This window comes from Pseudomonas sp. R32, assembly GCF_009866705.1.
Taxonomy (GTDB): Bacteria; Pseudomonadota; Gammaproteobacteria; order Pseudomonadales; family Pseudomonadaceae; genus Aquipseudomonas; species Aquipseudomonas donghuensis.
In genome coordinates, this window is the sequence record NZ_CP019396.1 from 5,609,894 (window position 1) to 5,632,347 (window position 22,454).

A 22,454-nucleotide genomic window follows, 5' to 3' on the forward strand; every position below is an offset into this window, starting at 1 on the left:
CTCAAACGTCCTGCAACGCCCGCGGCCGCTTGCTGCGCTGTTCACTGGCAGGCTTGGGCGCACTCAACAGCTGGAAGTCAAAGTCCATCTCGGCAAAGCGCCCTTCTACCCCACGGGCATCGGCCGCCGCCGCATCCTCGACAAAGCGCAACTCGCCAATCAACCCGTCACGGGTGGCATAAGCGAAGTCATCCCACAGGTACTCATCGCCCGCCAGGTTGATCTGGGTGGTCAGGTGCCGGTAGCCAGGCGCCGAGATGAAGAAGTGGATATGCGCTGGGCGATTGCCGTGACGACCGAGCTGAGTGAGCAACTCCTGGGTCGGCCCGTCCGCAGGGCAACCGTAGCCCGACGGCACGATACTGCGGGCGCGGTAGCGGCCTTCGGCGTCGGTAACGATGCGCCGGCGCAGGTTGAACTCGGACTGCGTGCTGTCGAAATACGAGTAGGTGCCCTGAGTGTTGGCATGCCACAGGTCGACCACGGCGCCCGCCACCGGCTGACCTTGTTCATCCAGCACGCGGCCTTGGAGGAACATCACCGTGCCCGGGTCACGGCCATCGTCCATACGCACTTCGCCTTCGGCCAGTGGTGCGCCCGCCACATACAACGGGCCTTCGATGGTCCGCGGGGTGCCGCCACTGATGCCGGCTTCGGCATCCTGAGCATCCAGTTGCAGGTCCAGATAGTGCTCGACGCCCAGCCCGGCCACCAGCAGGCCGGCTTCCTGGCGCGAACCGAGGCGGTTGAGGTAGTCGACCGCCTTCCAGAACTCGTCAGGGGTCACTTGCAGGTCTTCGATGAGGCGCGCTACATCGTTGACGATGCGCTGGGTCAGCAGCTTCAGGCGTGGGTTGCCCTGGTCGTTGTGCAGGCCACTGACTTCTTCGAAGAATGTCTGGATATCGGCAGTGTGAGCAATCTTCACGGTCATGACGGGTTACCTCGAATTGTTGTTATCGGCGCTCGGTGTTCAGCGGTCGTCGCTGTGGATCGATGACGGGTGGCGGCACAGGCCGTCGACCTCAATGTCCATGTAGGGGAACAACGGCAGTTGCATCAGGGTGTCGTGCAGCGCTTCGACGCTGGGCAGGTCGAACACGCTGTAGTTGGCGTAGTGCCCGGCGATGCGCCACAGGTGGCGCCAGCTGCCTTCGCGCTGCAGGCGCTGGGCCAGTTCCTTCTCGTCGGCCTTGAGCTGCGCGGCGTTGGCCGGGTCCATGTCCAGGGGCAATTTCACGGTCATTTTCACGTGGAACAACATGGCGTCTCTCCTTGCTTACTTGCGGCTGAAGAACGCCAGGCGCTCTTCGTCCAGGGTCAGGCCAAGGCCGGGGGTGCGTGGCACGTGCAGGGCGAAGTCGCGGTACAGCGGCGCTTCGACCACGATCTCTTCCGTCAGCAGCAGCGGGCCGAACAGCTCGGTGTGCCAGGTCAGCTGGTTGAGGGTGACGAAGGCGTGCGCGGCAGCCAGGGTGCCGATCGAGCCTTCGAGCATGGTCCCGCCGTACAGGGCGATACCGGCGGCTTCGGCGATTTGCGCGGTTCGCAGCACGGCCCGCGGGCCACCGTTCTTGGCGATCTTCAGGGCGAAGATGCTGGCCGCGCCGTCGGCCGCGAGACTGAAGGCATCCTCGACGCTTTCAATCGACTCATCGGCCATGATCGGCGCCGGGCTGCGTTGGTTCAGGCGCACCTGGCCGGCACGGTTGATGCGCGAGATCGGTTGCTCGATCAGGTCGACGCCGTTGTCGCCCAGCACCTGGCAGGCGCGGATCGCCTGGGACTCGTCCCAATACTGGTTGACGTCGACGCGCACACTGGCGCGCTCACCCAGGGCCCGCTTGATCGCGATGACATGGCGCAGGTCATGGGCCACTTCACTGGCACCGATCTTCAGCTTGAAGATCCGGTGGCGGCGCAGGTCGAGCATCTGCTGGGCCTCGGCAATGTCGCGCCCGGTGTCGCCGCTGGCCAGGGTCCAGGCCACTTCCAGGCTGTCGCGCACGCGCCCGCCGAGCAACTCGCTGACCGCCAGGCCTTGGCGTTTGCCCTGGGCATCGAGCAAGGCGCTTTCGATCCCCGAGCGGGCGAAGGTGTTGCCCTTGATCACCTTGTCCAGGCGCTGCATGGCGGCGTTGATGTTGCTGGCATCCAGCCCGACCAACAGCGGCGCAAAGTAGCTGTCGATGTTCTGCTTGATGCTTTCCGGGCTTTCGTTGCCATAGGCCAGGCCGCCGATGGTGGTGGCTTCGCCGAGGCCTTCGATGCCGTCGCTGCACTGCAGGCGGATGATCACCAGGGTTTGCTGCTGCATGGTGTGCATCGCCAGCTTGTGCGGGCGAATGGTTGGCAGGTCGACGATCAGGGTCGAGATGCGTTCAATCAGGGGATGACTCATCAAGGTTCTCCAGGGGCGCTCAACCGAGGTCGCCGCCGCCGACCGGCAGCACCGTGCCGGTGATGTAAGAGGCTTCGTCGCTAGCGAGAAAGAGGATCGCGCCAACCTGTTCATCGAGGTTGCCGTAGCGTTTCATCAGGCTGCTGTCGAGGGTCTGGTCGACGATCTGCTGGTACCAGATTTTCTCTTCGCCACTCTGCTCCGCGCTGTTGCGCGGCACCCGCCGTGGCGGCGCTTCGGTGCCACCCGGCGCCGTGGCATTGACCCGCACACCGCGCCCGGCGGTTTCGAAGGCCAGGCAGGCGGTCAGGGCATTGACGCCCCCCTTGGCCGCGCCATAGGGCACGCGATTGATGCTGCGAGTCGCGATCGAGGAGACGTTGACGATCGACCCGCTGCCCTGTTCGAGCATGTATGGCAGCGCGGCATGGCAACACCACAGGGTGGGGAACAGCGAGCGGCGCACTTCCGCTTCGATCTGCGCCGCTTCGTAGTGCTCGAACGGCTTGGCCCAGAGGGTGCCGCCCACGTTGTTGACCAGCACATCAAGGCGGCCGAAATGCTCCACCGCCGCAGCCATTACCCGGCTGCATTCGCTGTGCTGTTCAAGATCGGCGGTCAGGCTCAGCACGCCCTCGCCTTGCAGTTCATGCACCAGTTCCGAGCGATCCACGGCCACCAGCGTCGCGCCTTCTTCGAGCAGACGCTCGCACAGACGGCGGCCGATCCCCTGCGCCGCGCCGGTAACCAGCGCAACCTTGTTGGTGAATCTGTTCATGACAACCTCGAATAAAAAAGGGACCGACCGTACCCGCACGATGCGCCCGGCCCCATAAAACGGCTTCAGGCAGCGGCGGCAGCGAATTTCTCGTAGTAGAAGTTCGCCGGAGTAATGCCCTGTTCGCGGATGTACTGGCTGACCGCCTCGACCATCGGCGGCGGGCCGCACAGGTACACGTCGACATCGCCTTCGTTGAGGTGGCGCGGCTCGATGTGCTGGGTGACGTAGCCCTTGAGCGGATGCTGGCTCTCGGGGTTGGCCACGCAGGCGCTGAAGCTGAAGTTAGCAATGCGCGCGGCAAAGGCCTGCAGGCGGTCCAGCTCGACCAGGTCGAAGTCGTTGGTGACGCCGTAGATCAGGTGCAGCGGATGCTCGCTGCCCTCTTCGGCGATCTTCTCGAGCATCGCGGTGAACGGCGCCAGCCCGGTGCCACCGGCCAGCAGCAGCAATGGTCGACGGATCTCGCGCAGGTAGAAGCTGCCCAGGGGGCCAGCCAGGGTCATACTGTCGCCGGCCTTGGCCAGGCCGGTCAGGAAGCTGCTCATCAAGCCGCCCGGCACGTTGCGGATCAGGAAACTGACCTCGCCGTCCTTCTGCAACGAACTGAAGGAATAGGCGCGGGTCTGCTCGCTGCCGGGCACGCCGAGGTTGACGTACTGCCCCGGCAAAAAGGCCAGGCGGCTCAGGGCCTCGCCCTTGATCGACAGGGCAATGGTGCTGTCCGACAGCTGGCGCACGGCGCTGATGCTGGCCTGATAGCTGGCCTGCTCGGTCTTGCACAGTTGCGACGAAGCCGGCACACGCACCACGCAGTCGCTCTCGGCGCGCATCTGGCAGGTCAGCACATAACCCTGGGCGGCTTCTTCCTCGCTCAAGGCGTCTTCGATGTATTCCTGGCCAAGGTCGTAACGGCCAGCTTCGGCGAAACACTTACAGGTACCGCAGGCGCCGTCGCGGCAGTCCAGCGGAATGTTGATGCCCTGGCGGTAGGCGGCATCGGCCACGGTTTCTTCAGCGGTAGCGTCGATGAAACGGGTGACCCCGTCCTCGAAATTCAAGGCGATCTTGTGCATGGCGCACCTCGCAGCAAAGCAGGATTCAGATGTGATAAACGTCGATGACCTGACGCACGTAGTCGTTCTTGAGCACTACCTTCTTGGCCTTGATCAGCGGCCGTTCACCGCGGACATCGAGGGTGTAGAAGCTGGTGCCGAAGTGGCTGTCGACGGTCTTGTAGCGAAAACTCAGGGTGTGCCAGTTGAAGCGCACCTTGCACAGGCCTTCGCCCTGCTCCAGCAGCTCGATGTTGCTGATGTTGTGCGAGGTCCGGGTGTCGGGCATGGTCGCGCTGGAGCGTTCGGTCTTGATCCGGAATACCCGGTCTTCCAGGCCGCCACGGTTGCCGTACCAGATCAGCGAGATTTCCCGTTGCGGGTCTTCGGTGAGCTGGTCGTTATCGTCCCAGGCCGGCATCCAGAAGGTGGCGTCGGTGGCGTAGCACTCCAGCCACTGGTCCCACTGGCTGTCGTCCAGGTAGCGTGCTTCTTCAAAGAGAAAGTCGCGCACTTGCTCGAAGGAAATGCTCATTGCACGGCCTCCACGGGGATCAACTGCTGGTCGGCGGCGAGGGCCTTGAGCATGGTTTCCTGCCAGTACTTGTGTTGCAGCACGAACAGGCCTTCGTCTTCGGTGCGCACGCCGCTCAGTTGCGGATGCAGGTCGATTTCCTGGGCGGCGGCATCGGCGCCTTCGACCCAATGGGTGGCACCACGGGACATGTCGTTCCAGCCGCGCCCGCCCTGATAGCCCATCTGGCAGGAGCGGAATTCTTCCAGGTCATCCGGGGTGGCCATGCCACTGACGTTGAAGAAGTCTTCGTACTGGCGAATACGCTGGGCTCGCGCCTCGTCGCTCTCTCCCTTGGGGGCGATGCAATAGATGGTGATCTCGGTCTTGTCGACGGCGATCGGCCGGGCGATGCGGATCTGCGAGCTGAACTGGTCCATCAGGTACACGTTCGGGTACAGGCACAGGTTGCGCGAGTTCTCGATCATCCAGTTGGCGCGGGCCTGGCCGAAGTCGGCAGCCAGTTCGTCACGGCGCTCGAACAGCGGCCGGTCCTCGGGGTTGGTCCAGCGGGTCCAGAGCAGCAGATGGCCCTTGTCGAAGGAGTAGAAGCCGCCGCCGCTCTTGGCCCAGCCGCCAGCGCTCATGGTTTTCACCTCAGCACCGGCCTCGCGCTGCTTGCGCTGGTTCTGGGTGGCGGCGTAGTTCCAGTGCACGGCGCTGACGTGATAACCATCGGCGCCGTTCTCGGCGGTCAGCTTCCAGTTACCTTCATAGATGTAGGACGAGGAGCCGCGCAGCACTTCCAGGCCGTCGGGCGACTGATCGACGATCATGTCGATGATCTTCGCCGACTCACCCAGGTGCTCCACCAACGGCACCACGTCCGGGTTGAGGCTGCCGAACAGGAAGCCACGGTAGGACTCGAAACAGGCGACCTTGGTCAAGTCGTGGGAGCCTTCGCAGTTGAAGCTGGCCGGGTAGCCGGCGTCGACCGGATCCTTGACCTTGAGCAGCTTGCCGGAATTGTTGAAGGTCCAGCCGTGGAAGGGGCAGGTGTAGGACGAGCGGTTACCGCTCTTGTGCCGACACAGCATCGCACCGCGGTGGCTGCAGGCATTGAGGAAGGCATTGAGTACCCCATCCTTGTTGCGCGCGATGAAGATCGGCTGGCGCCCCATGGTGGTGGTGAGGAAGTCGTTCTTTTCGGGAATCTGGCTTTCGTGGGCAAGGTACAGCCAGTTGCCCTCGAAGATGTGTTTCATTTCCAGATCGAACAGACGGGGGTCGGTGAACATCTCGCGCTTGCAGCGAAAGACGCCCTTCTCCTGATCTTCTTCAAGCAGGGAATTAAGGTAATCGAATCCCAGGGACATGGCCGGGGCCTCCGTTGTTATTGTGTTCAGGCCATGTCAGGTTAGGGAGCGAGGGGCACGGCAAATATCCGCTTTGTGCAGACCTTTATCCGTTTTCTGCAAAGTGTCAGAGGCGACGCTTGAGGGTGTCTGAGGGCAGTTCGCCGAACAGCGACTTGTAGTGCTCAGAGAAACGCCCGAGGTGGACGAAGCCATAGTCCATGGCCAGTTCGGTGATATTGCGCACCTTGCAGTCGGGGTCGCCGAGGCTGGCGCGGATGCGCTCGAGTTTCTGCTGGCGGATGTACAGTTTGGGCGTGGTGCGAGCGTTGCGCTCGAACAAGGCATACAGCGAGCGCAGGCTCATGCTCGCCTGCTGCGCCAGCTGTTCGCTGCAGATGTCCTGCTTGAGGTTGGCGTTGATGTACTCGGCGATCCGCTCGAAAGATGCCGCCTGGCTGCTCAGCGCTTCACGGCTGACGTTGGTGTGCATCAGGGTCAGCAGCTTGCTGGCGACGATCTGGCTGTAGTGCTCCTGCACCCGCAGCATCGGCTCGCTGCTTTCGGCCTCCTGGCAGACCATCGCCAGCAGCCCGGCAAAGCCTTCCAGCGCCAGCAACTGGTAGTGATGATCGAGAAAGCGCACGCCTTCGCTGGGGCGCTGCCAGCGCTGTTCGTCACACACCGACTCGAGCAGGCGGGTGGGCAGTTTGAGGATGAATTTCTCGCAGTCGGCGGAATAGGCCAGGTCGACCGGCTCGTCAGGGTTGATCAGCAGCAACCCGCCGGGGGTCAGCAGGCGCTCTTCACGGCCACGGCGCCAGAGGCAGTGGCCGCGCAGCAGGATTTGCAGGTGGAAAACGTTCTCCAGCGCTGGCGACATCACCCGCACATCGCCGCCATAGCTGATTCGGCACAGGTCGAGGCTGGCGAACTTGCGATGGTTGAGGTACGCCTCGGGATGCCCGTAGCGCGGCAGGCGAATGCAATGGGGGCCGACATGCTGGTTGACGTAGGTCGACACCGCATGAGGGTCTGCACGCTCGAACACCCGGCTGCGTTCGCTGAGCAGGGGACTCTCCATACCCATATCGGCCATACCAGCCATACCAGGTCACTCGTTGTAGTTATGCGGCCAGTCTAAGCGATAGCACTGGCCGGCGAGCAACCTGGGGATGGACGGTGTGTTTCCAAAAGCATCGCTGGCAAGCCAGCTCCCACAGAGATCACCGCAGCCCCTGTGGGAGCTGGCTTGCCAGCGATGAGGCCCTGATGGCTTACAACAACGTCCAGGTGTAACTCAGGATCACCCGGTTCTCATCAATGTCCGAACGGTAATTGGACCGCGCCATGGCATTGCGCAGTCGTATCCCCAGCCCTTTGAGCAACCCGCTCTGCACCGCATAGCCAAGGTCAAGATCGCGCTCATGTTCCTTGCCCTCGAAGCCCAGCCCAGTATCGACGTTATTGCCCTTCAGGTAACGCACGGTGGCAGTCAAACCCGGTACGCCCATGGCGACGAAGTCATAGTCATAACGCACCTGCCAGGAACGCTCGTCGGTGTAGGCGAACTCATAGGTTGGCACTTCGTTGCCCAGCGGCGAGATATTCGGGAACACCCGCGGGAAAGCATCGTCACCATAGATTGCCTGATAGCCGACGCTGAACGTGTGCCCGCCACGCTTGGCCGACAGCAGCGAATAAAACGCCTGGTTGTCGACCTCACCAATGCGCGCATCCCCCTGCTCCCTGGCAGCGAAGTAACCGAGGTTGGCGCCGAGGGTCCACTCGCCCATCGGTTGGCTGTGCTTCAAACCGATAAAACCTTGCTGGTAGATATCTTCCAGGCGCCCATACCAGAGGCTGGCAGTGGTGCGATTGGCGTTGAAGCTGTAGTCGCCACCGGCATAGTTGAAGGCATCGCTGTCGGCCTGGCGCTGGGGCAGGTGGCCGAGCATGGCGATCATCTTTTCATCACCGGCTTCGTTGCGCAGGCTGGTTGAACTCAGGTGACCGGCCTGCAGGGTCAAGCCGGCTATCTCGGCAGAGCTCAGGCTGACGCCCTGGTAGGTTGGCGGCAGCAGGCGCGAGTCGTTGTATTGCAGGATCGGCAGGTTGGTCTGCAGCTCGCCGACTTTCAGCTCGGTCTTCGAATAGCGCATTTTCAGCGTGGCGCCGACCCGGCTGTACTCATCGGCAGCGCGGCCATCGTCCTGCACCGGCAGCAAACCGGTGCCGGTGCGATCCGGGCTGCTGTCGAGCTTGAGGCCGAGCAGGCCAATGGCATCGACGCCCAAGCCCAGGGGGCCCGGGGTATAACCGGACTTGAAGGTGAAGATGAACCCCTGGCCCCATTCCTCAGCCTTTGATTGCTGGTTGGCACCGACAATGCCGGAAAAGTCGCGGCTGAAGTAGTAGTTGCGCGCTTGCAGGGTAGCGCTGGCGTCCTTGATAAAACCCGGCTCGGCGGCATTGGCACAGAAACTCAGGGCGCAGCAGGACAGCAACCCGCAGTGTGGGAAGTTGTTCATGGTAGCGGTGCTCTTGTTATTGTTGTTTTGGCTTGTAAATTTGCGGCGCCTGCATCGCTGGCAAGGCCAGCACCCACAAGAACGCTATGCACTCCGACCACTGTGGGAGCTGGCTTTGCCAGCGATAGGGCCAACGCGGTTATTTGGCTATGCCGCTGACGGCAACGGCGCCCTGCCCCTGCCAGCACCACGCCCGGCAAACACCATCATCGCCACCGCCGCGACCGCACCCGGCAGGGCAAAGGCCATGAAATTCAACGCCAGCGGCAGTTGGATCCCCAGCAGCATCCCACCCAGGATCGGCCCGACAATCGCCCCGCTGCGACCAATACCCGAGGCCCAACCCAGACCCGTCGAACGAATCCCCATGGGGTAGTACTGAGCCACACAGGCATAGGCGAGAATCTGCGTGCCGATGGTGGTCGCACCCGCTATGGCAATCAGCAGGTACAAGACGGGTGCAGGGCTCTTGAAGCCGAGCAGGCTGATCGACAACGCCGCCACGGCGAAGAACACCACCAGCACCCGGTCGAGCTTGAAGCGGTCACCAATCCAGCCGCCGCCCACCGCACCAAAGATCGCGCCGAAGTTCAGCACCAGCAAAAACGCCAGGCTCGAGCCCAGGCCGTAGCCGGCGTTGTTCATCAGCTTGGGCAACCAGGAATTGAGTGCGTAGACCATCAACAGGCAGCAGAAAAACGCGACCCAGAGCATCAACGTACTCAGCGCCCGACCTTCGCGAAACAGCTGCGGTACCGAGCCACCGGCGTTAGTGCCGGTCAACACTTCCAGGCGATCGCCCGCTTGCGCCTGATAGCTCGGCTCAACCCGCTGCAGCAACTGGCTGGCCTGCTCGGTGCGGCCCTGGCGCACCAGGAAACCCAGGGACTCGGGCAGGTAGCGCAGGATCAGCGGCAGCACCAGCAAGGGGATGATCGCCACATAGAACACCGACTGCCAACCGAAGGCCGGCAACAGGACGATGCCCAACCCGGCCGAGAGCATGCCGCCCACCGAGTAGCCACTGAACATGATCGCCACCAGGGTGCTGCGCATGCGCTTGGGCGCGTATTCATTCATCAGCGCCACCACGTTGGGCATCACCCCGCCGATCCCAAGGCCAGCCAGAAAGCGACAGAGACCGAACTCGGCGGGGTTGCGGGCAAAGCCGTTGAGCACGGTAAAGCCGCTGAACAGGATCACACAGAGGGTAATGGCTTTCTTGCGCCCGATTCGGTCCGACAGCGGGCCGAACACCAGGGCGCCGAACATCATGCCGAACAGCGCATAGCTGCCCAGGGCACCGGCCTGCAACGGGGTCATGCCCCACTCCTGCATCAAGGCCGGCAGCACCACGCCGTAGATGACCAGGTCGTAACCGTCGAAGATGATGATCAGCGCACACCAGAACAGCACACGCCAGTGAAAGGAATTGAACTTCGCCTGATCGATCAGGCTATTGATATCGATCGCTCGCATGAGGCGTGTCTCTTTTGTTGTTGTTATCGAAACCCGAATGGCGATAGCTGCAAGGCACAGGGCCGGGCAGTGTTCGCAGGGTCAGGTTAGGAGCAGCAGCGAGGCGCCAATAGCCGTTTCCTGCGAATCGCTATCCAGATTGCGCAGGGGCTGACGAGCGTTCAGCGGTGGCGTTTGAAGGTGACCGAAGGCAGCTCGCCGAAGCGCTGGCGATAGCTTTCGGCGAAGCGCCCCAGGTGCAGGAAGCCATAGTCCAAGGCGATTTCGGTGACATTGCGCACCGGGCTGGAAGGGTCCTGCAGGGCCGCGTGAATACGCTCGAGCTTGCGCTGGCGCACATAACCCTTGGGTGACAGACCGGCATGACGCTCAAACAGCGTGTACAACGAGCGTTCACTGACCCGCGCCACCGTCATCAGCTGACTGACACCGATGTCCTGGTGCAGGTTGGCATCGATATAGGCCGCCAACTGTTCGAACGAGTGAGTCTGCAACCCGGGTTCGCAACGATCGATGTTGTTGCCCAACAGGCTCAGCAGCTTGCTGGCGACAATGCGCCCGTAATGCTCCTGCACTTGCGGCAGCGACTGGGTGGACTCGGCTTCGTCACACACCAGCCCGAGCAGGCCGATAAACCCCTCCAGCGCGCCCGTGGCATGCCGCGCGCTGGTGAAGCGGATACCGCCTTCGGGCAATTGCCAGCGCTGTTCCAGGCAAGCCTGTTCGAGCAGGCTGGCCGGCAGCTTGAGGATGAACTTCTCGCAGTCGGCCGAGTAGGTGAGGTCAACCGGATCATCCGGATTGATCAACAGCAACTCGCCCGGCACGTAGTGATGCTCGTCGCCGCGACAACTTGAACGGCAGTGCCCTTTGAGCAAGATCTGCAGGTGATACAGGCTGCCCAGCGCCGGTGAAGTAATCCGCGCCCTGCCCCCATAGCTCAGGCGGCACAGGTCGATGCTGGCAAACTTGCGATGGTTGATGCTCGCCTGCAGGTCACCCGTGCGCGGCAAGCGCAGGCTGTGACCGCCAACGTGCTGGTTGACGTAGTCGGACACCGCATAAGGGTCGGCATGCTGGAACACACGGCTGCGCTCGCTCAACAGTTGGCTGCTCATGGGCTGGCCTCATTGTTATTCTGGTTCGACGATATCCACAGGGTCTGGTTATCCACAAGGCAGCAGCTTGCGCCAGCGCCAGCAGGCAGTCCAATATCCGTTGGGTAGGCAACCATACCCTGGAGGTATCATGGAACTGCGTCATCTGCGCTACTTCCGGGTACTCGCGCAAACCCTCAACTTCACCCGTGCCGCCGAGCAGCTGCACATCGCCCAGCCGCCCCTGAGCCGGCAGATCCGCCAGCTGGAAGACACCCTCGGAGTAGAGCTGCTGGAGCGCGGCAGGCCGCTGCGCCTGACCGAGGCCGGGCGGTTTTTCCACGAACAAAGCGCCGCCCTGCTCGACCAGCTCGAACAGATTGCCGAAGGCACCCGGCGCATCGCCAACAGTGAACGCCAGTGGCTGCGCATCGGCTTTGCGCCGTCGACGCTCTATGACTTGCTGCCCGAGTTGATCCGCCAACTGCGGCGCAATGAGAAACTGGAGTTGGGCCTGCAGGAAATGATCACCCTGCAGCAAGTCGAGGCGCTCAAGGCCGGGCGCATCGATGTCGGCTTCGGGCGCATCCACATCAAGGATCCGACCATCGAACAGGTGCTGCTACGCGAGGAAGCGTTGGTGGTTGCCCTGCCCTGCGGGCACCCTTTGCTCGATCAGGCCCTGGACCTCAAACGCCTGGCGGATGAGCCCTTCGTGCTTTACCCGGCCACCCCGCGGCCAAGCTACGCCGACCACATCATGGCGCTGTTCACTGCCCAGGGAGTGAATATCAAGGTTATCCAATGGACCAACGAACTGCAGACTGCGCTGGGCCTGGTTGCTGCTGGCCTGGGGATAACATTGGTGCCGGCGTCCGTGCAAAGCCAGCATCGCGCCGACATTGTTTATGCACCGCTGCCTGAAAAAACCGCAGTGTCGCCGATCATTCTCAGCTACCGGGCTGGGGATAACTCGCCGCAGGTCAGGCAGTGCCTGAGTTTGCTGGAACTGATGAAAACCGGCCCCCAGGGCTGAAGGCCGGTTTATCCACAATCAGGCAAGGGCAGCCTGCTGGTTTTCCACAGCCAGCAAGTCAAAACGCTCGGCCAGGAACGGGGTGATGTCCAGTGGCAGGGTTTCCTGATGCAGGACCTTGTCGATCAGCACCCCGGTGATGGCCGAGGTGAGGATGCCGGTGCGAAAGTGTCCACAGGCATTCAGGTAACCGCTGACTTCCGTGACCGGCCCCAGAATCGGCAACTCGTCCGGCGAGCCTGGGCGTAAGCCGGCCCAGGTGCGCTTGAGGTTGATCTGCGCCAGCTCCGGCACACAGCGAACCGCGCCCTGAACCAGGCCGTTGATCTCCGGGAAAGTGTTGCTGACGTCGAAGCCTTTGTCCTCGGTGGTGCTGCCGATCAGAATCTCGCCGTTGTCCTTCTGCGCCATGTAGCAGTCGCTGGTGGTCAGGCAGCCTTGCAGCAGCTTGGGCATGCGCTCGGTGAGGATGATCTGACCTTTGACCGGCTTGACCGGAATCCGCAGGCCGGTGGCCCATTCGCTCAAGTCTGCGGCCCAGGCACCAGCGGCGTTGATCAGGGTGTCGCAGTGAAAAGTGCCCTCTTCTACGGTTTGCACACCGCTGACCCGCGAGCCCTGATGCAGCACACCGGTGATGTTGGTGTTGTGGAACAGGTCGACACCGTTCTGGCGCGCCGCTTCCATATAGGCATCGGCCAGGCGGAACGGGCTGACCTGATGATCGCAGAGAAACTCCAGGGCGCCATGGGCCTGATGGCTGACCGCAGGTTCCGCCTGGCGCAGGGCCTCGCGGTCGAGCCAGCGCACCTGGTCGGCCAGGTGCGGAATCTGCGCGACGATGTGCTCAGCGTACAGGCGGTCTTCATCGTCGTAGATCACATACTTGAGGCCGGTGCGCTCGAACTTGAAGTCCATGCCGTGACGGTCGATCAGCTCGCGGTGCAGCTGTGGATAAAGTGCGTTGGACTGCAAGGCAAAGTCGAAGAACGACTGCGGCAGGATATGCGGCGTGCTCGAATCCACTGCCACCGCCGCACCATGGGCCTCGCGCTTGTGCTTGGCCGACATCATGCGAAAGAAGATCACCCCGCAGCCCAGGCCCACCGACTCACCGATGGCCCACAGGCCGCCCGCCGAGGCACGGGTGGCGTTGCCCGGGCGCTTGGCATCGATCAGGGCGATTTTCAGGTTCTTGCGTTTGGACAGCTGGTAGGCGCAGGACGCACCGATCACACCGCCACCGGCGATGACCACATCATAGGTTCTGTTCATGCTTCAGGCTTCCGTGCCGAGTTGCTGGAATGCAGAGAAGGGAATCGGATCGATCGGGAAACGCGGCCGCAGCCAGCCGACGTCGGCGCGCCCGGTGGCTTCGCGCAGGCGATCGCTGCAGTAGCCGACGCACATGCGCCCCTGGCAGTCGCCCATGCTCACCCGGGTGCGCATCTTCAGCCCGGCCATGTCTTCGACGCCCTGCTCCAGGGCCCGGTCGATGTCGCTGCGGGTCACGTGTTCGCAGCGGCAGATCACCGTGTCCGGCTGCGGCAGGTCGATCTGCTTGGTACCGCGGTGGGTGTAGCGCTCTACGCCAGCACGAAAGCGCTTGATCGCCGCCAACTGGCCAAGGTATTTCTCGCGCAGCTCGATGGCCTCTTCAGCATTGAGTACTTCCTGCTGGAGCAGGATCGAAACGGCGGCAATGCGCCCGGTGAGCATCGCCGCTTCGCCGCCACGGATACCGCCCATGTCGCCGGCCAGGTGGATGTGCGGCTGGCTGCTTTGCTGCCAGACGTTGCTTTCCGGGCGCAGGTAGCCGTCTTCGTTGAAGCCGTGGTCCAGGCCCAGTTGCTGGCTAAGCTGCGTGCGCGGGATAAACCCGTAGCCCACCGCCAGGGTTTGCGCCGGTTCGCGCTGGGCGCGGGAGAGGTCCGGTTGCCAGTCGTCGCCGTAGGGTGCCACGGTCACTTCAGCCAGCTCGCCCTCGCCCTTGGCTTCAACCACGCCCCAGCCGTAGTACATGGGGATGCCATTGAGCTTCATGTAGCCGAGCATGCTCAGGCCATCGAGGAACAGCTGCGGCTTGTTCATCAGTGCCAGGCTTTCGCGGGCGATCTTGCTGAACGGGCAAGCTTCATAGACGCCGGCGACTTTCGCCCCGGCCGCGTGCAGCTGGCAGGCCACCAGCGGCAACAACGGCCCGGTACCGGCGATCAGCGTACTGCCCAGGGGTTTGACCACGCCGCTCTTGATCTGCAGCTGCAGCCCGCCGAGCAGCATGACGCCAGGCAAGGTCCAGCCAGCAAAGGGTACGTTGCGCTCGTGGCAACCGGCCGACAGCAACAGGTGGGAATAATCGATTTCGTGCAGGGTTTCTTCGGCGTCGAGCACCATCAGACGCTGCTCGTCACCACCGACCACACGGCTGTTCAGGCGCAGGTCGATGCGATCGGCGCACGCGGCAAAATCCTTGTGCAGTTTCTTCAGCGCCTTGCTGTAGCGGGCGCCCAGGTAACCCAGGTCGACGCCGCTGCGCAGCGGCCCGCGAAACACCACGCCACCCGGACGCGAGGCTTCATCGAACAACAGGCTGGAAACACCGTGGTTGGCCAGCTCGATCGCCGCCGCCATACCCGCCGAACCACCCCCGACAATCACTGGACGCAGGCTCATGGTGCCTCCTGCCCGGCAAAGCGGTTGGTCCCGGTTTCGACCTGCATACCCGGCTGCACCACAGTCTGGCAGGCGCGGCGCTTGGGCCGGCCGTTGATCGACACCAGGCAGCAATGGCAGACGCCCATGCCGCAGAAGGCCCCGGTCAGCTGGTCATGGTCGTTGCGCGCCACCTGGCGCAGGCCTACGGCGTTGAGCACGCTGAGCACGGTTTCACCGGCGGCGACAGCGACTGCCTGGCCGTTGAGTTCGATGGTCATGTCCGCCCGCGACAGGGGCTGGATATCTAGCTTTCGCTCCAGAGTCTGCATAGCTTTTCGTCCGTGAAAAAGAAACATGGACTGATCACACTATGCCAAGCACGCGCCTGGACTATTGATCCAGGCCAGCTAATGGGCCTGCTTGCCGGACAAACCGACAAAAACACAAAACCCCCGAAAATCGGGGGTTCTGGGCTTAACAACCGCGATCGTTACTCAACAGTCACCGATTTCGCCAGGTTGCGCGGCTGGTCGACGTCGGTGCCCTTGAGCACCGCGACGTAGTACGACAGCAGTTGCAGCGGGATGGTGTAGAGGATTGGCGCCAGGGCATCGATGATGTGCGGCACGGCGATCACGTGAGTGCCTTCGCCGTTGCTCATGCCGGCAGCTTCGTCGGCGAAGACAATCAGTTCACCGCCACGGGCGCGGACTTCCTGCAGGTTGGACTTGAGCTTTTCCAGCAGCTCGTTGTTCGGCGCCACAGTGACCACTGGCATGTCGCTGTCAACCAACGCCAGCGGGCCATGCTTGAGCTCGCCCGCCGGGTAGGCTTCGGCGTGGATGTAGGAGATCTCCTTGAGTTTCAGCGCCCCTTCCATCGCTACCGGGAACTGCGCGCCACGACCGAGGAACAGGGTGTGGTGCTTGTCGGCGAACAGCTCAGCGGTCTTCTCGACGATCGCATCCATGGCCAGGGCTTCGCCCAGGCGAGTTGGCAGGCGACGCAGCTCTTCCACCAGCTCCGCTTCGACGCCTGCAGCCAGGGTGCCGCGCACCTGGCCCAGGGACAGGGTCAGCAGCATCAGCGATACCAGCTGGGTGGTGAAGGCCTTGGTCGAGGCCACGCCGATTTCCGGGCCGGCCTGGGTCAGCAGGGTCAGGTCCGACTCGCGTACCAGCGAGCTGATGCCGACGTTGCAGATCGCCAGGCTGCCGAGGAAGCCCAGTTCCTTGGCATTACGCAGGGCTGCCAGGGTGTCGGCGGTTTCACCCGACTGGGAGATCGAGACGAACAGGGTATCGGGCTGCACCACCACCTTGCGGTAGCGGAACTCGCTGGCGACTTCGACCTGGCAAGGAATACCGGCCAGGCTCTCCAGCCAGTAACGGGCAACCATACCGGCGTGATAGCTGGTGCCGCAGGCAACGATCTGCACATTGCGCACCTTGGCGAACAACTCGGCAGCTTGCGGGCCGAAGGCCTGAACCATGACGTGGTCCTTGCCCAGGCGGCCTTCCAGGGTGCGTTGCACCACGGTAGGCTGCTCGTGGATTTCCTTGAGCATGAAGTGGCGATAGGCGCCCTTGTCAGCGGCTTCGGCACCTTCATGGTACTGCACGGTTTCGCGCTGGACCTGAGTACCGGCTACGTCCCAGATAGTGACCTGGTCGCGGCGGATTTCGGCGATGTCGCCCTCTTCCAGGTACATGAAGCGGTCAGTGACCTGACGCAGGGCCAATTGGTCCGAGGCCAGGAAGTTCTCGCCATGGCCCAGGCCGATAACCAGCGGGCTACCGCTGCGAGCGGCCAGCAGACGATCAGGCTGTTTGGCGCTGATCACGGCCAGGCCATAGGCGCCGTGCAGTTGCTTGACCGCTGCCTTGAGAGCATCGGCCAGGTCCGGCAAGGTTTTCAGGGTGTGATCCAGCAAGTGGACGATCACTTCGGTGTCGGTCTCGGAGCTGAAGCTATAACCCAGGCCCTTGAGCTTCTCTCGCAGTTCTTCGTGGTTCTCGATGATGCCGTTGTGCACCACTGCCAGTTCATGACCGGAAAAATGCGGGTGGGCATTGTGCTCGGTTGGCGCACCGTGGGTGGCCCAACGGGTGTGGGCGATGCCCAGGTTGCCGGCCAGTGGTTCAGCGGCGACGGCAGCTTCCAGCTCGCTGACCTTGCCGATACGGCGGCGGCGCTCGAGGTTGCCCTGCTGGGTGAAGACCGCCAGACCGGCGCTGTCATAGCCGCGGTACTCGAGGCGCTTGAGGCCTTCGATCAGAATGGTTGTGATGTTACGTTCGGCGACGGCACCAACGATTCCACACATTAGTCATGCTCCTGGGTGATAGCGGCGCAAATCACGTTGATGCCGCGGGCTTCAATCTGTTCGCGTGCCTCGGTGGGCAGGCGATCATCAGTAATAAGGGTGTTGACGCTGCCCCAAGGCAGCTCAAGGTTGGGGATCTTGCGCCCGACCTTGTCGGACTCGACCATGACGATCACTTCCCGGGCGACGTCAGCCATCACCCGGCTCAGGCCCAGCAGTTCGTTGAACGTGGTGGTGCCGCGCGCCAGGTCGATGCCGTCGGCGCCAATGAACAGTTGGTCGAAGTCGTACGAGCGTAGTACCTGCTCGGCTACCTGGCCCTGGAACGATTCCGAATGCGGGTCCCAGGTGCCTCCGGTCATCAACAGTACCGGCTCGTGTTCCAGCTCGCTGAGGGCACGTGCCACATTCAACGAGTTGGTCATGACCACCAGGCCGGGTTGATGACCCAGCTCCGGGATCATCGCGGCGGTGGTGCTGCCGCTGTCGATGATGATTCGTGCGTGTTCGCGGATACGTCCCACAGCAGCCTTGGCGATGGCCTGCTTATAGAGGGAGACTGGCTGGCCCTGATCGGTGAACAGTTCCTGCGGCAGGGTGACGGCACCACCATAGCGGCGCAACAACAGGCCGTTGGCTTCGAGCGCCGCCAGGTCCTTGCGAATGGTCACTTCCGAGGTTTCGAAACGCTTGGCCAGGGCGTCGACGCTCACCTCGCCCTGCTCATTAAGCAAAGCCAGGATGTTATGGCGTCGTTGGGGGGTGTTACGTTTCGACATGGCGTCTTTAAGTTTCGTTTCGAAAGTTAGTGGTGCCAATCAAAACCTATAGTGGCTTGTACGTCAAGGACAGTGGCGTAAAAAACGTGCTGTGAATAACTCGAACCACATAGGGTATTTATCCACAGAATGCAAAAAGGCCGACTTATGCACAATCCAGTCGGCCTTTTGCTCAGCTGTGGGTAACTCAGCTCTTGTTGATCTTCTCCGGCCGCTTCCAACCATCGATGTTGCGTTGGCGCGCCCGACCAACGGCCAACTGCGCCGCTTCGACGTTCTGGGTGATGGTCGAACCGGCTGCGGTGGTGGCGCCGTCGAGGATATCCACAGGCGCGACCAGGGAGTTGTTCGAGCCGATGAACACGTCCTCGCCGAGTACCGTCTTGAACTTATTGGCGCCATCGTAGTTGCAGGTGATGGTGCCGGCACCGATGTTGGTACGCGCACCGACTTCGGCATCGCCCAGGTAGGTCAGGTGGCCAGCTTTGGCACCTTCACCGAGGTGGGCGTTCTTCAGCTCGACAAAGTTACCCACATGGGCGCGAGCCTCGAGCACACTGCCAGGGCGCAGGCGGGCAAACGGGCCGGCATCGCTGCCTTCGCCCATGATGGCGCCTTCCAGATGGCTGTTAGCCTTGACCACCACGCCTTTGCGCAAGGTACTGTTCTTGATCACGCAGTTCGGGCCGATGACCACCTCGTCTTCAATGACCACGCGGCCTTCGAGGATCACGTTGATATCAATGAGTACGTCGCGACCAACGGTCACCTCGCCACGCACATCGAAGCGCGCCGGATCACGCAGGGTCACACCCTGGGCCATCAGGCGGCGGCCTTCGCGCAGCTGGTAGTGACGCTCAAGCTCGGCCAGCTGGCGACGGTCATTGGCGCCCTGCACTTCCATCGGGTCCTGTGGCTGCTCGGTGGCGACCACCAGGCCATCGGCCACGGCCATGGCGATCACGTCAGTGAGGTAGTACTCGCCCTGGGCATTGTTGTTGGACAAACGGCCCAGCCAGTCAGCCAGGCGCGCACCCGGGACCGCGAGGATGCCAGTGTTGCCTTCCTGGATGGCTTTCTGCGCGTCGCTGGCATCCTTGTGCTCGACGATCGCTGCCACCTGGCCCTGGGCATCGCGAACGATGCGGCCGTAACCGGTTGGATCGTCGAGGGTCACGGTCAGCAGGCCGAGCTGTTGCGGGGTGACCTTGGCCAGCAGACGCTTGAGGGTGTCGACTTCGATCAGCGGGACATCGCCGTAGAGGATCAATACGGTATCGGCACTCAGTGCCGGCAGAGCCTGGGCCACGGCATGACCGGTACCCAGCTGCTTGTCCTGCAGGACGAAGTTCAGGTCGTCGGCGGCCAGTCGTTCACGTACCAGCTCCGCACCGTGCCCGATCACCACATGAATGCCCTGCGGCTGAAGCTGGCGGGCGCTGTGGATAACATGGCCGAGCATGGAGTCGCCGGCGACCGGATGCAGCACCTTGGGCAGCGCCGAGCGCATGCGGGTGCCTTGGCCGGCGGCAAGAATAACGATATCGAGAGACATTGACTGGCTACCAATCCTGGAAGGTCAGCGCTGTGACCAGTAGAAGACATTCGGAAAAAGAAAAAGGGTAGCCGAGGCTACCCTTTAACTCAATCGCAACAGAAGTGACCGGCGAGTGCCGTATTACTTCATTCTGCGGATTTGCTGGACGGTACGCAGCTGGGCTGCGGCCTCGGCCAGACGTGCGGCAGCGGCGCCGTAATCGAACTCCGCGCCTTTTTCGTTCAGGGCGTTTTCGGCAGCCTTGAGGGCTTCCTGAGCCTGAGCTTCGTCCAGGTCGCTGGCACGTTGCACGGTATCGGCAAGCACCTTGACCATGTTCGGCTGGACCTCGAGGAAACCACCAGAGATGTAGAACACCTCTTGGGCGCCACCCTGCTTGGTCAGCGTGATCGGACCTGGCTTCAGATTAGTGATCAGCGGCGCGTGGCCTGGAGCGATACCAAGATCACCCAGGTTACCGTGCGCAACCACCATCTCGACCAGACCGGAGAAAATTTCCCCTTCCGCGCTGACGATATCGCAATGGACTGTCATAGCCATCTGCTTGCCTCAACCTGATTAGCGCCCCTTGCGGGGCGCCGGGATTACAGTTTCTTGGCTTTCTCGATCGCTTCGTCGATGCTGCCGACCATGTAGAACGCTTGTTCTGGCAGGTGGTCGTAGTCACCTTTGAGGATACCGCTGAAGCCAGCAATGGTGTCTTTCAGGGAAACGTATTTGCCTGGAGAACCAGTGAAGACTTCTGCCACGAAGAACGGCTGGGACAGGAAGCGCTGGATCTTACGAGCACGGGCAACCAGTTGCTTGTCGGTTTCGGACAGTTCGTCCATACCCAGGATCGCAATGATGTCCTTCAGCTCTTTGTAACGCTGCAGTACGTACTGAACGCCACGAGCGGTCTCGTAGTGCTCGGTGCCGATCACGTTCGGGTCCAGCTGGCGCGAAGTCGAGTCCAGTGGATCGACCGCTGGGTAGATACCCAGGGAGGCGATGTCACGGGACAGTACGACGGTGGCGTCCAAGTGGGCGAAGGTGGTTGCTGGCGACGGGTCGGTCAGGTCGTCCGCAGGTACGTATACGGCCTGGATCGAGGTGATCGAACCTTCCTTGGTCGAAGTGATACGCTCTTGCAGAACGCCCATCTCTTCAGCCAGGGTCGGCTGGTAACCTACTGCCGAAGGCATACGGCCCAGCAGTGCGGATACTTCGGTACCGGCCAGGGTGTAACGATAGATGTTGTCGACGAACAGCAGAACGTCGTTACCTTCGTCACGGAACTTCTCAGCCATGGTCAGGCCGGTCAGCGCTACGCGCAGACGGTTTCCTGGTGGCTCGTTCATTTGGCCGTATACCAGAGCAACCTTGTCCAGTACGTTGGAATCCTTCATCTCGTGGTAGAAGTCGTTACCCTCACGAGTACGCTCACCCACACCGGCGAACACGGAATAACCGCTGTGCTCGATGGCGATGTTACGGATCAGTTCCATCATGTTTACGGTTTTGCCTACACCGGCACCACCGAACAGACCAACTTTACCACCCTTGGCAAACGGGCAAACCAGGTCGATAACCTTGATGCCGGTTTCCAGCAGGTCGTTGCCGCCTGCCTGGTCAGCGAACGAAGGAGCGTCACGGTGGATACCCCAGCGCTCTTCTTCACCGATCGGGCCAGCTTCGTCGATCGGGTTACCCAGTACGTCCATGATCCGGCCCAGGGTCGCTTTACCGACTGGTACGGAGATGGCTGCGCCGGTGTCTGCAACGTCCAGACCGCGCTTCAAGCCTTCGGTCGAGCCCATCGCAATGGTACGAACCACGCCGTCGCCCAGCTGCTGCTGAACTTCCAGGGTGGTTTCCGCGCCTTGTACTTTCAGCGCGTTGTAAACACTCGGCACGGCGTCACGTGGGAATTCCACGTCGATGACGGCGCCGATGATTTGAACGATACGTCCGCTACTCATAGCTGGATCCTCTGAATATTTGAACCGTTAAACCGCGGCAGCGCCGCCGACGATTTCCGAGATCTCTTGGGTGATCGCAGCCTGACGCGCCTTGTTGTAGATCAGCTGCAATTCGCTGATCAGGTCACCGGCGTTGTCGGTGGCGTTCTTCATCGCGATCATCCGGGCAGCTTGTTCAGCTGCGTTGTTCTCGACCACCGCCTGGTAGACCTGCGACTCCACGTAACGCACCATCAGGCCGTCCAGCAGCTCTTTGGCGTCAGGTTCGTAGAGGTAGTCCCAGTGGTGCTTGAGTTCTTGATCCGGGGTTGCAACCAACGGAATCAACTGCTCGACCGTTGGCGTTTGCGTCATGGTATTGATGAACTTGTTCGATACCACGGACAGACGATCGATACGACCATCCAGGTAAGCGTCCAGCATGACCTTGACGCTGCCGATCAGATCGTTGATCGACGGCTCTTCGCCCAGGTGGCTGATCGCGGCGACGACGTTACCGCCGAAGCTGCGGAAAAACGCCGCACCCTTGCTACCAACCACGCAAAGATCGATCTCGATACCTTGCTCGCGGTTGACCGCCATGTCCTTGACCAGGGCCTTGAACAGGTTGGTGTTCAAGCCACCGCACAGACCACGGTCACTGCTCACGACGACATAACCGACGCGCTTTACTTCGCGTTCGATCATGAAGGGGTGGCGGTATTCCGGGTTGGCGTTGGCCAGATGACCGATAACCTGGCGGATACGCTCCGCGTAAGGACGGCTAGCAGCCATGCGCATTTGTGCCTTGCGCATTTTACTGACCGCCACTTTTTCCATGGCGCTGGTAATTTTTTGCGTGCTTTTGATGCTCGCAATCTTACTGCGAATCTCTTTTGCGCCTGCCATGTAACACCTATCAGGTTAGCAAGCGGGGGCCGCAAAGCCCC

21 protein-coding genes are annotated in these 22,454 nt (G+C 61.9%); 1 reads left to right on the top strand and 20 read right to left on the bottom strand.

The window, feature by feature from the left end; translation table 11 throughout:
- Position 1 precedes the first annotated feature (1 nt).
- The 11 genes from catA to PspR32_RS26015 all read right to left on the bottom strand — a co-directional run bounded on the left by catA (position 2) and on the right by PspR32_RS26015 (position 11,231).
- A complete protein-coding gene (gene catA, locus PspR32_RS25965; protein ID WP_010222770.1) occupies positions 2-934 on the bottom strand; it encodes a catechol 1,2-dioxygenase in 933 nt (310 codons plus the stop codon).
- A 39-nt stretch (positions 935-973) separates the two neighbouring features.
- The gene (gene catC / locus PspR32_RS25970; RefSeq protein ID WP_010222769.1) at positions 974-1,264 is read right to left on the bottom strand and encodes a muconolactone Delta-isomerase; all 291 of its coding nucleotides are present in this window, start codon (positions 1,262-1,264) and stop codon (positions 974-976) included.
- Positions 1,265-1,279: 15 nt separating this feature from the next.
- Positions 1,280-2,401: a muconate cycloisomerase family protein gene (locus tag PspR32_RS25975; protein ID WP_036995270.1), complete on the bottom strand. Its 1,122-nt coding sequence runs from the start codon at positions 2,399-2,401 to the stop codon at positions 1,280-1,282.
- Between the two features lie 19 nt (positions 2,402-2,420).
- A complete protein-coding gene (locus tag PspR32_RS25980; protein ID WP_010222767.1) occupies positions 2,421-3,179 on the bottom strand; it encodes a 1,6-dihydroxycyclohexa-2,4-diene-1-carboxylate dehydrogenase in 759 nt (252 codons plus the stop codon).
- Between the two features lie 65 nt (positions 3,180-3,244).
- The gene (benC, locus tag PspR32_RS25985; RefSeq protein WP_010222766.1) at positions 3,245-4,255 is read right to left on the bottom strand and encodes a benzoate 1,2-dioxygenase electron transfer component BenC; all 1,011 of its coding nucleotides are present in this window, start codon (positions 4,253-4,255) and stop codon (positions 3,245-3,247) included.
- A 25-nt stretch (positions 4,256-4,280) separates the two neighbouring features.
- Positions 4,281-4,769: a benzoate 1,2-dioxygenase small subunit gene (gene benB / locus PspR32_RS25990; protein ID WP_100781879.1), complete on the bottom strand. Its 489-nt coding sequence runs from the start codon at positions 4,767-4,769 to the stop codon at positions 4,281-4,283.
- Positions 4,766-6,124, bottom strand: a complete 1,359-nt coding sequence (gene benA / locus PspR32_RS25995) for a benzoate 1,2-dioxygenase large subunit (RefSeq protein WP_159389342.1) — start codon at positions 6,122-6,124, stop codon at positions 4,766-4,768. Before benA ends, benB begins: the two co-directional genes overlap by 4 nt.
- Before the next feature lie 106 nt (positions 6,125-6,230).
- On the bottom strand, positions 6,231-7,187 hold the full coding sequence (locus PspR32_RS26000) for an AraC family transcriptional regulator (protein WP_010222763.1): 957 nt from the start codon (positions 7,185-7,187) through the stop codon (positions 6,231-6,233).
- Between the two features lie 193 nt (positions 7,188-7,380).
- Entirely contained in the window at positions 7,381-8,634 is a 1,254-nt protein-coding gene (locus PspR32_RS26005; RefSeq protein WP_036995275.1) for an OprD family porin, read from the bottom strand.
- A gap of 147 nt (positions 8,635-8,781) precedes the next feature.
- Positions 8,782-10,113: an MFS transporter gene (locus PspR32_RS26010; RefSeq protein ID WP_010222761.1), complete on the bottom strand. Its 1,332-nt coding sequence runs from the start codon at positions 10,111-10,113 to the stop codon at positions 8,782-8,784.
- Positions 10,114-10,274: 161 nt separating this feature from the next.
- On the bottom strand, positions 10,275-11,231 hold the full coding sequence (locus tag PspR32_RS26015) for an AraC family transcriptional regulator (protein ID WP_159389343.1): 957 nt from the start codon (positions 11,229-11,231) through the stop codon (positions 10,275-10,277).
- Between the two features lie 130 nt (positions 11,232-11,361).
- Here PspR32_RS26015 and PspR32_RS26020 point away from each other — a divergent pair, with 130 nt between their 5' ends.
- The gene (locus tag PspR32_RS26020) at positions 11,362-12,246 is read left to right on the top strand and encodes a LysR family transcriptional regulator (RefSeq protein WP_100781882.1); all 885 of its coding nucleotides are present in this window, start codon (positions 11,362-11,364) and stop codon (positions 12,244-12,246) included.
- A gap of 18 nt (positions 12,247-12,264) precedes the next feature.
- Here PspR32_RS26020 and hcnC read toward each other — a convergent pair whose 3' ends face one another.
- From hcnC to atpG, 9 genes are all read right to left on the bottom strand, one after another.
- Positions 12,265-13,521 carry a cyanide-forming glycine dehydrogenase subunit HcnC gene (gene hcnC, locus PspR32_RS26025; RefSeq protein WP_159389344.1) on the bottom strand — a complete coding sequence of 419 codons (1,257 nt, stop codon included), beginning with the start codon at positions 13,519-13,521 and terminating at the stop codon, positions 12,265-12,267.
- A 3-nt stretch (positions 13,522-13,524) separates the two neighbouring features.
- Positions 13,525-14,919, bottom strand: a complete 1,395-nt coding sequence (gene hcnB / locus PspR32_RS26030) for a cyanide-forming glycine dehydrogenase subunit HcnB (protein WP_100781884.1) — start codon at positions 14,917-14,919, stop codon at positions 13,525-13,527.
- Positions 14,916-15,230, bottom strand: coding sequence for a cyanide-forming glycine dehydrogenase subunit HcnA (gene hcnA, locus PspR32_RS26035; RefSeq protein ID WP_038997941.1), 315 nt, complete (start codon positions 15,228-15,230; stop codon positions 14,916-14,918). Before hcnA ends, hcnB begins: the two co-directional genes overlap by 4 nt.
- 161 nt (positions 15,231-15,391) lie before the next feature.
- Positions 15,392-17,227, bottom strand: a complete 1,836-nt coding sequence (gene glmS / locus PspR32_RS26040) for a glutamine--fructose-6-phosphate transaminase (isomerizing) (protein WP_100781885.1) — start codon at positions 17,225-17,227, stop codon at positions 15,392-15,394.
- A complete protein-coding gene (locus PspR32_RS26045) occupies positions 17,227-18,006 on the bottom strand; it encodes a DeoR/GlpR family DNA-binding transcription regulator (RefSeq protein WP_010222740.1) in 780 nt (259 codons plus the stop codon). The genes glmS and PspR32_RS26045 overlap by 1 nt, the downstream gene beginning before the upstream one ends.
- A gap of 187 nt (positions 18,007-18,193) precedes the next feature.
- Positions 18,194-19,561, bottom strand: a complete 1,368-nt coding sequence (gene glmU / locus PspR32_RS26050) for a bifunctional UDP-N-acetylglucosamine diphosphorylase/glucosamine-1-phosphate N-acetyltransferase GlmU (RefSeq protein ID WP_159389345.1) — start codon at positions 19,559-19,561, stop codon at positions 18,194-18,196.
- Between the two features lie 123 nt (positions 19,562-19,684).
- Positions 19,685-20,104, bottom strand: a complete 420-nt coding sequence (locus PspR32_RS26055; protein ID WP_036995281.1) for a F0F1 ATP synthase subunit epsilon — start codon at positions 20,102-20,104, stop codon at positions 19,685-19,687.
- Between the two features lie 44 nt (positions 20,105-20,148).
- The gene (gene atpD / locus PspR32_RS26060; RefSeq protein WP_010222737.1) at positions 20,149-21,525 is read right to left on the bottom strand and encodes a F0F1 ATP synthase subunit beta; all 1,377 of its coding nucleotides are present in this window, start codon (positions 21,523-21,525) and stop codon (positions 20,149-20,151) included.
- A gap of 27 nt (positions 21,526-21,552) precedes the next feature.
- A complete protein-coding gene (atpG, locus tag PspR32_RS26065; RefSeq protein ID WP_010222736.1) occupies positions 21,553-22,413 on the bottom strand; it encodes a F0F1 ATP synthase subunit gamma in 861 nt (286 codons plus the stop codon).
- Positions 22,414-22,454 lie beyond the last annotated feature (41 nt).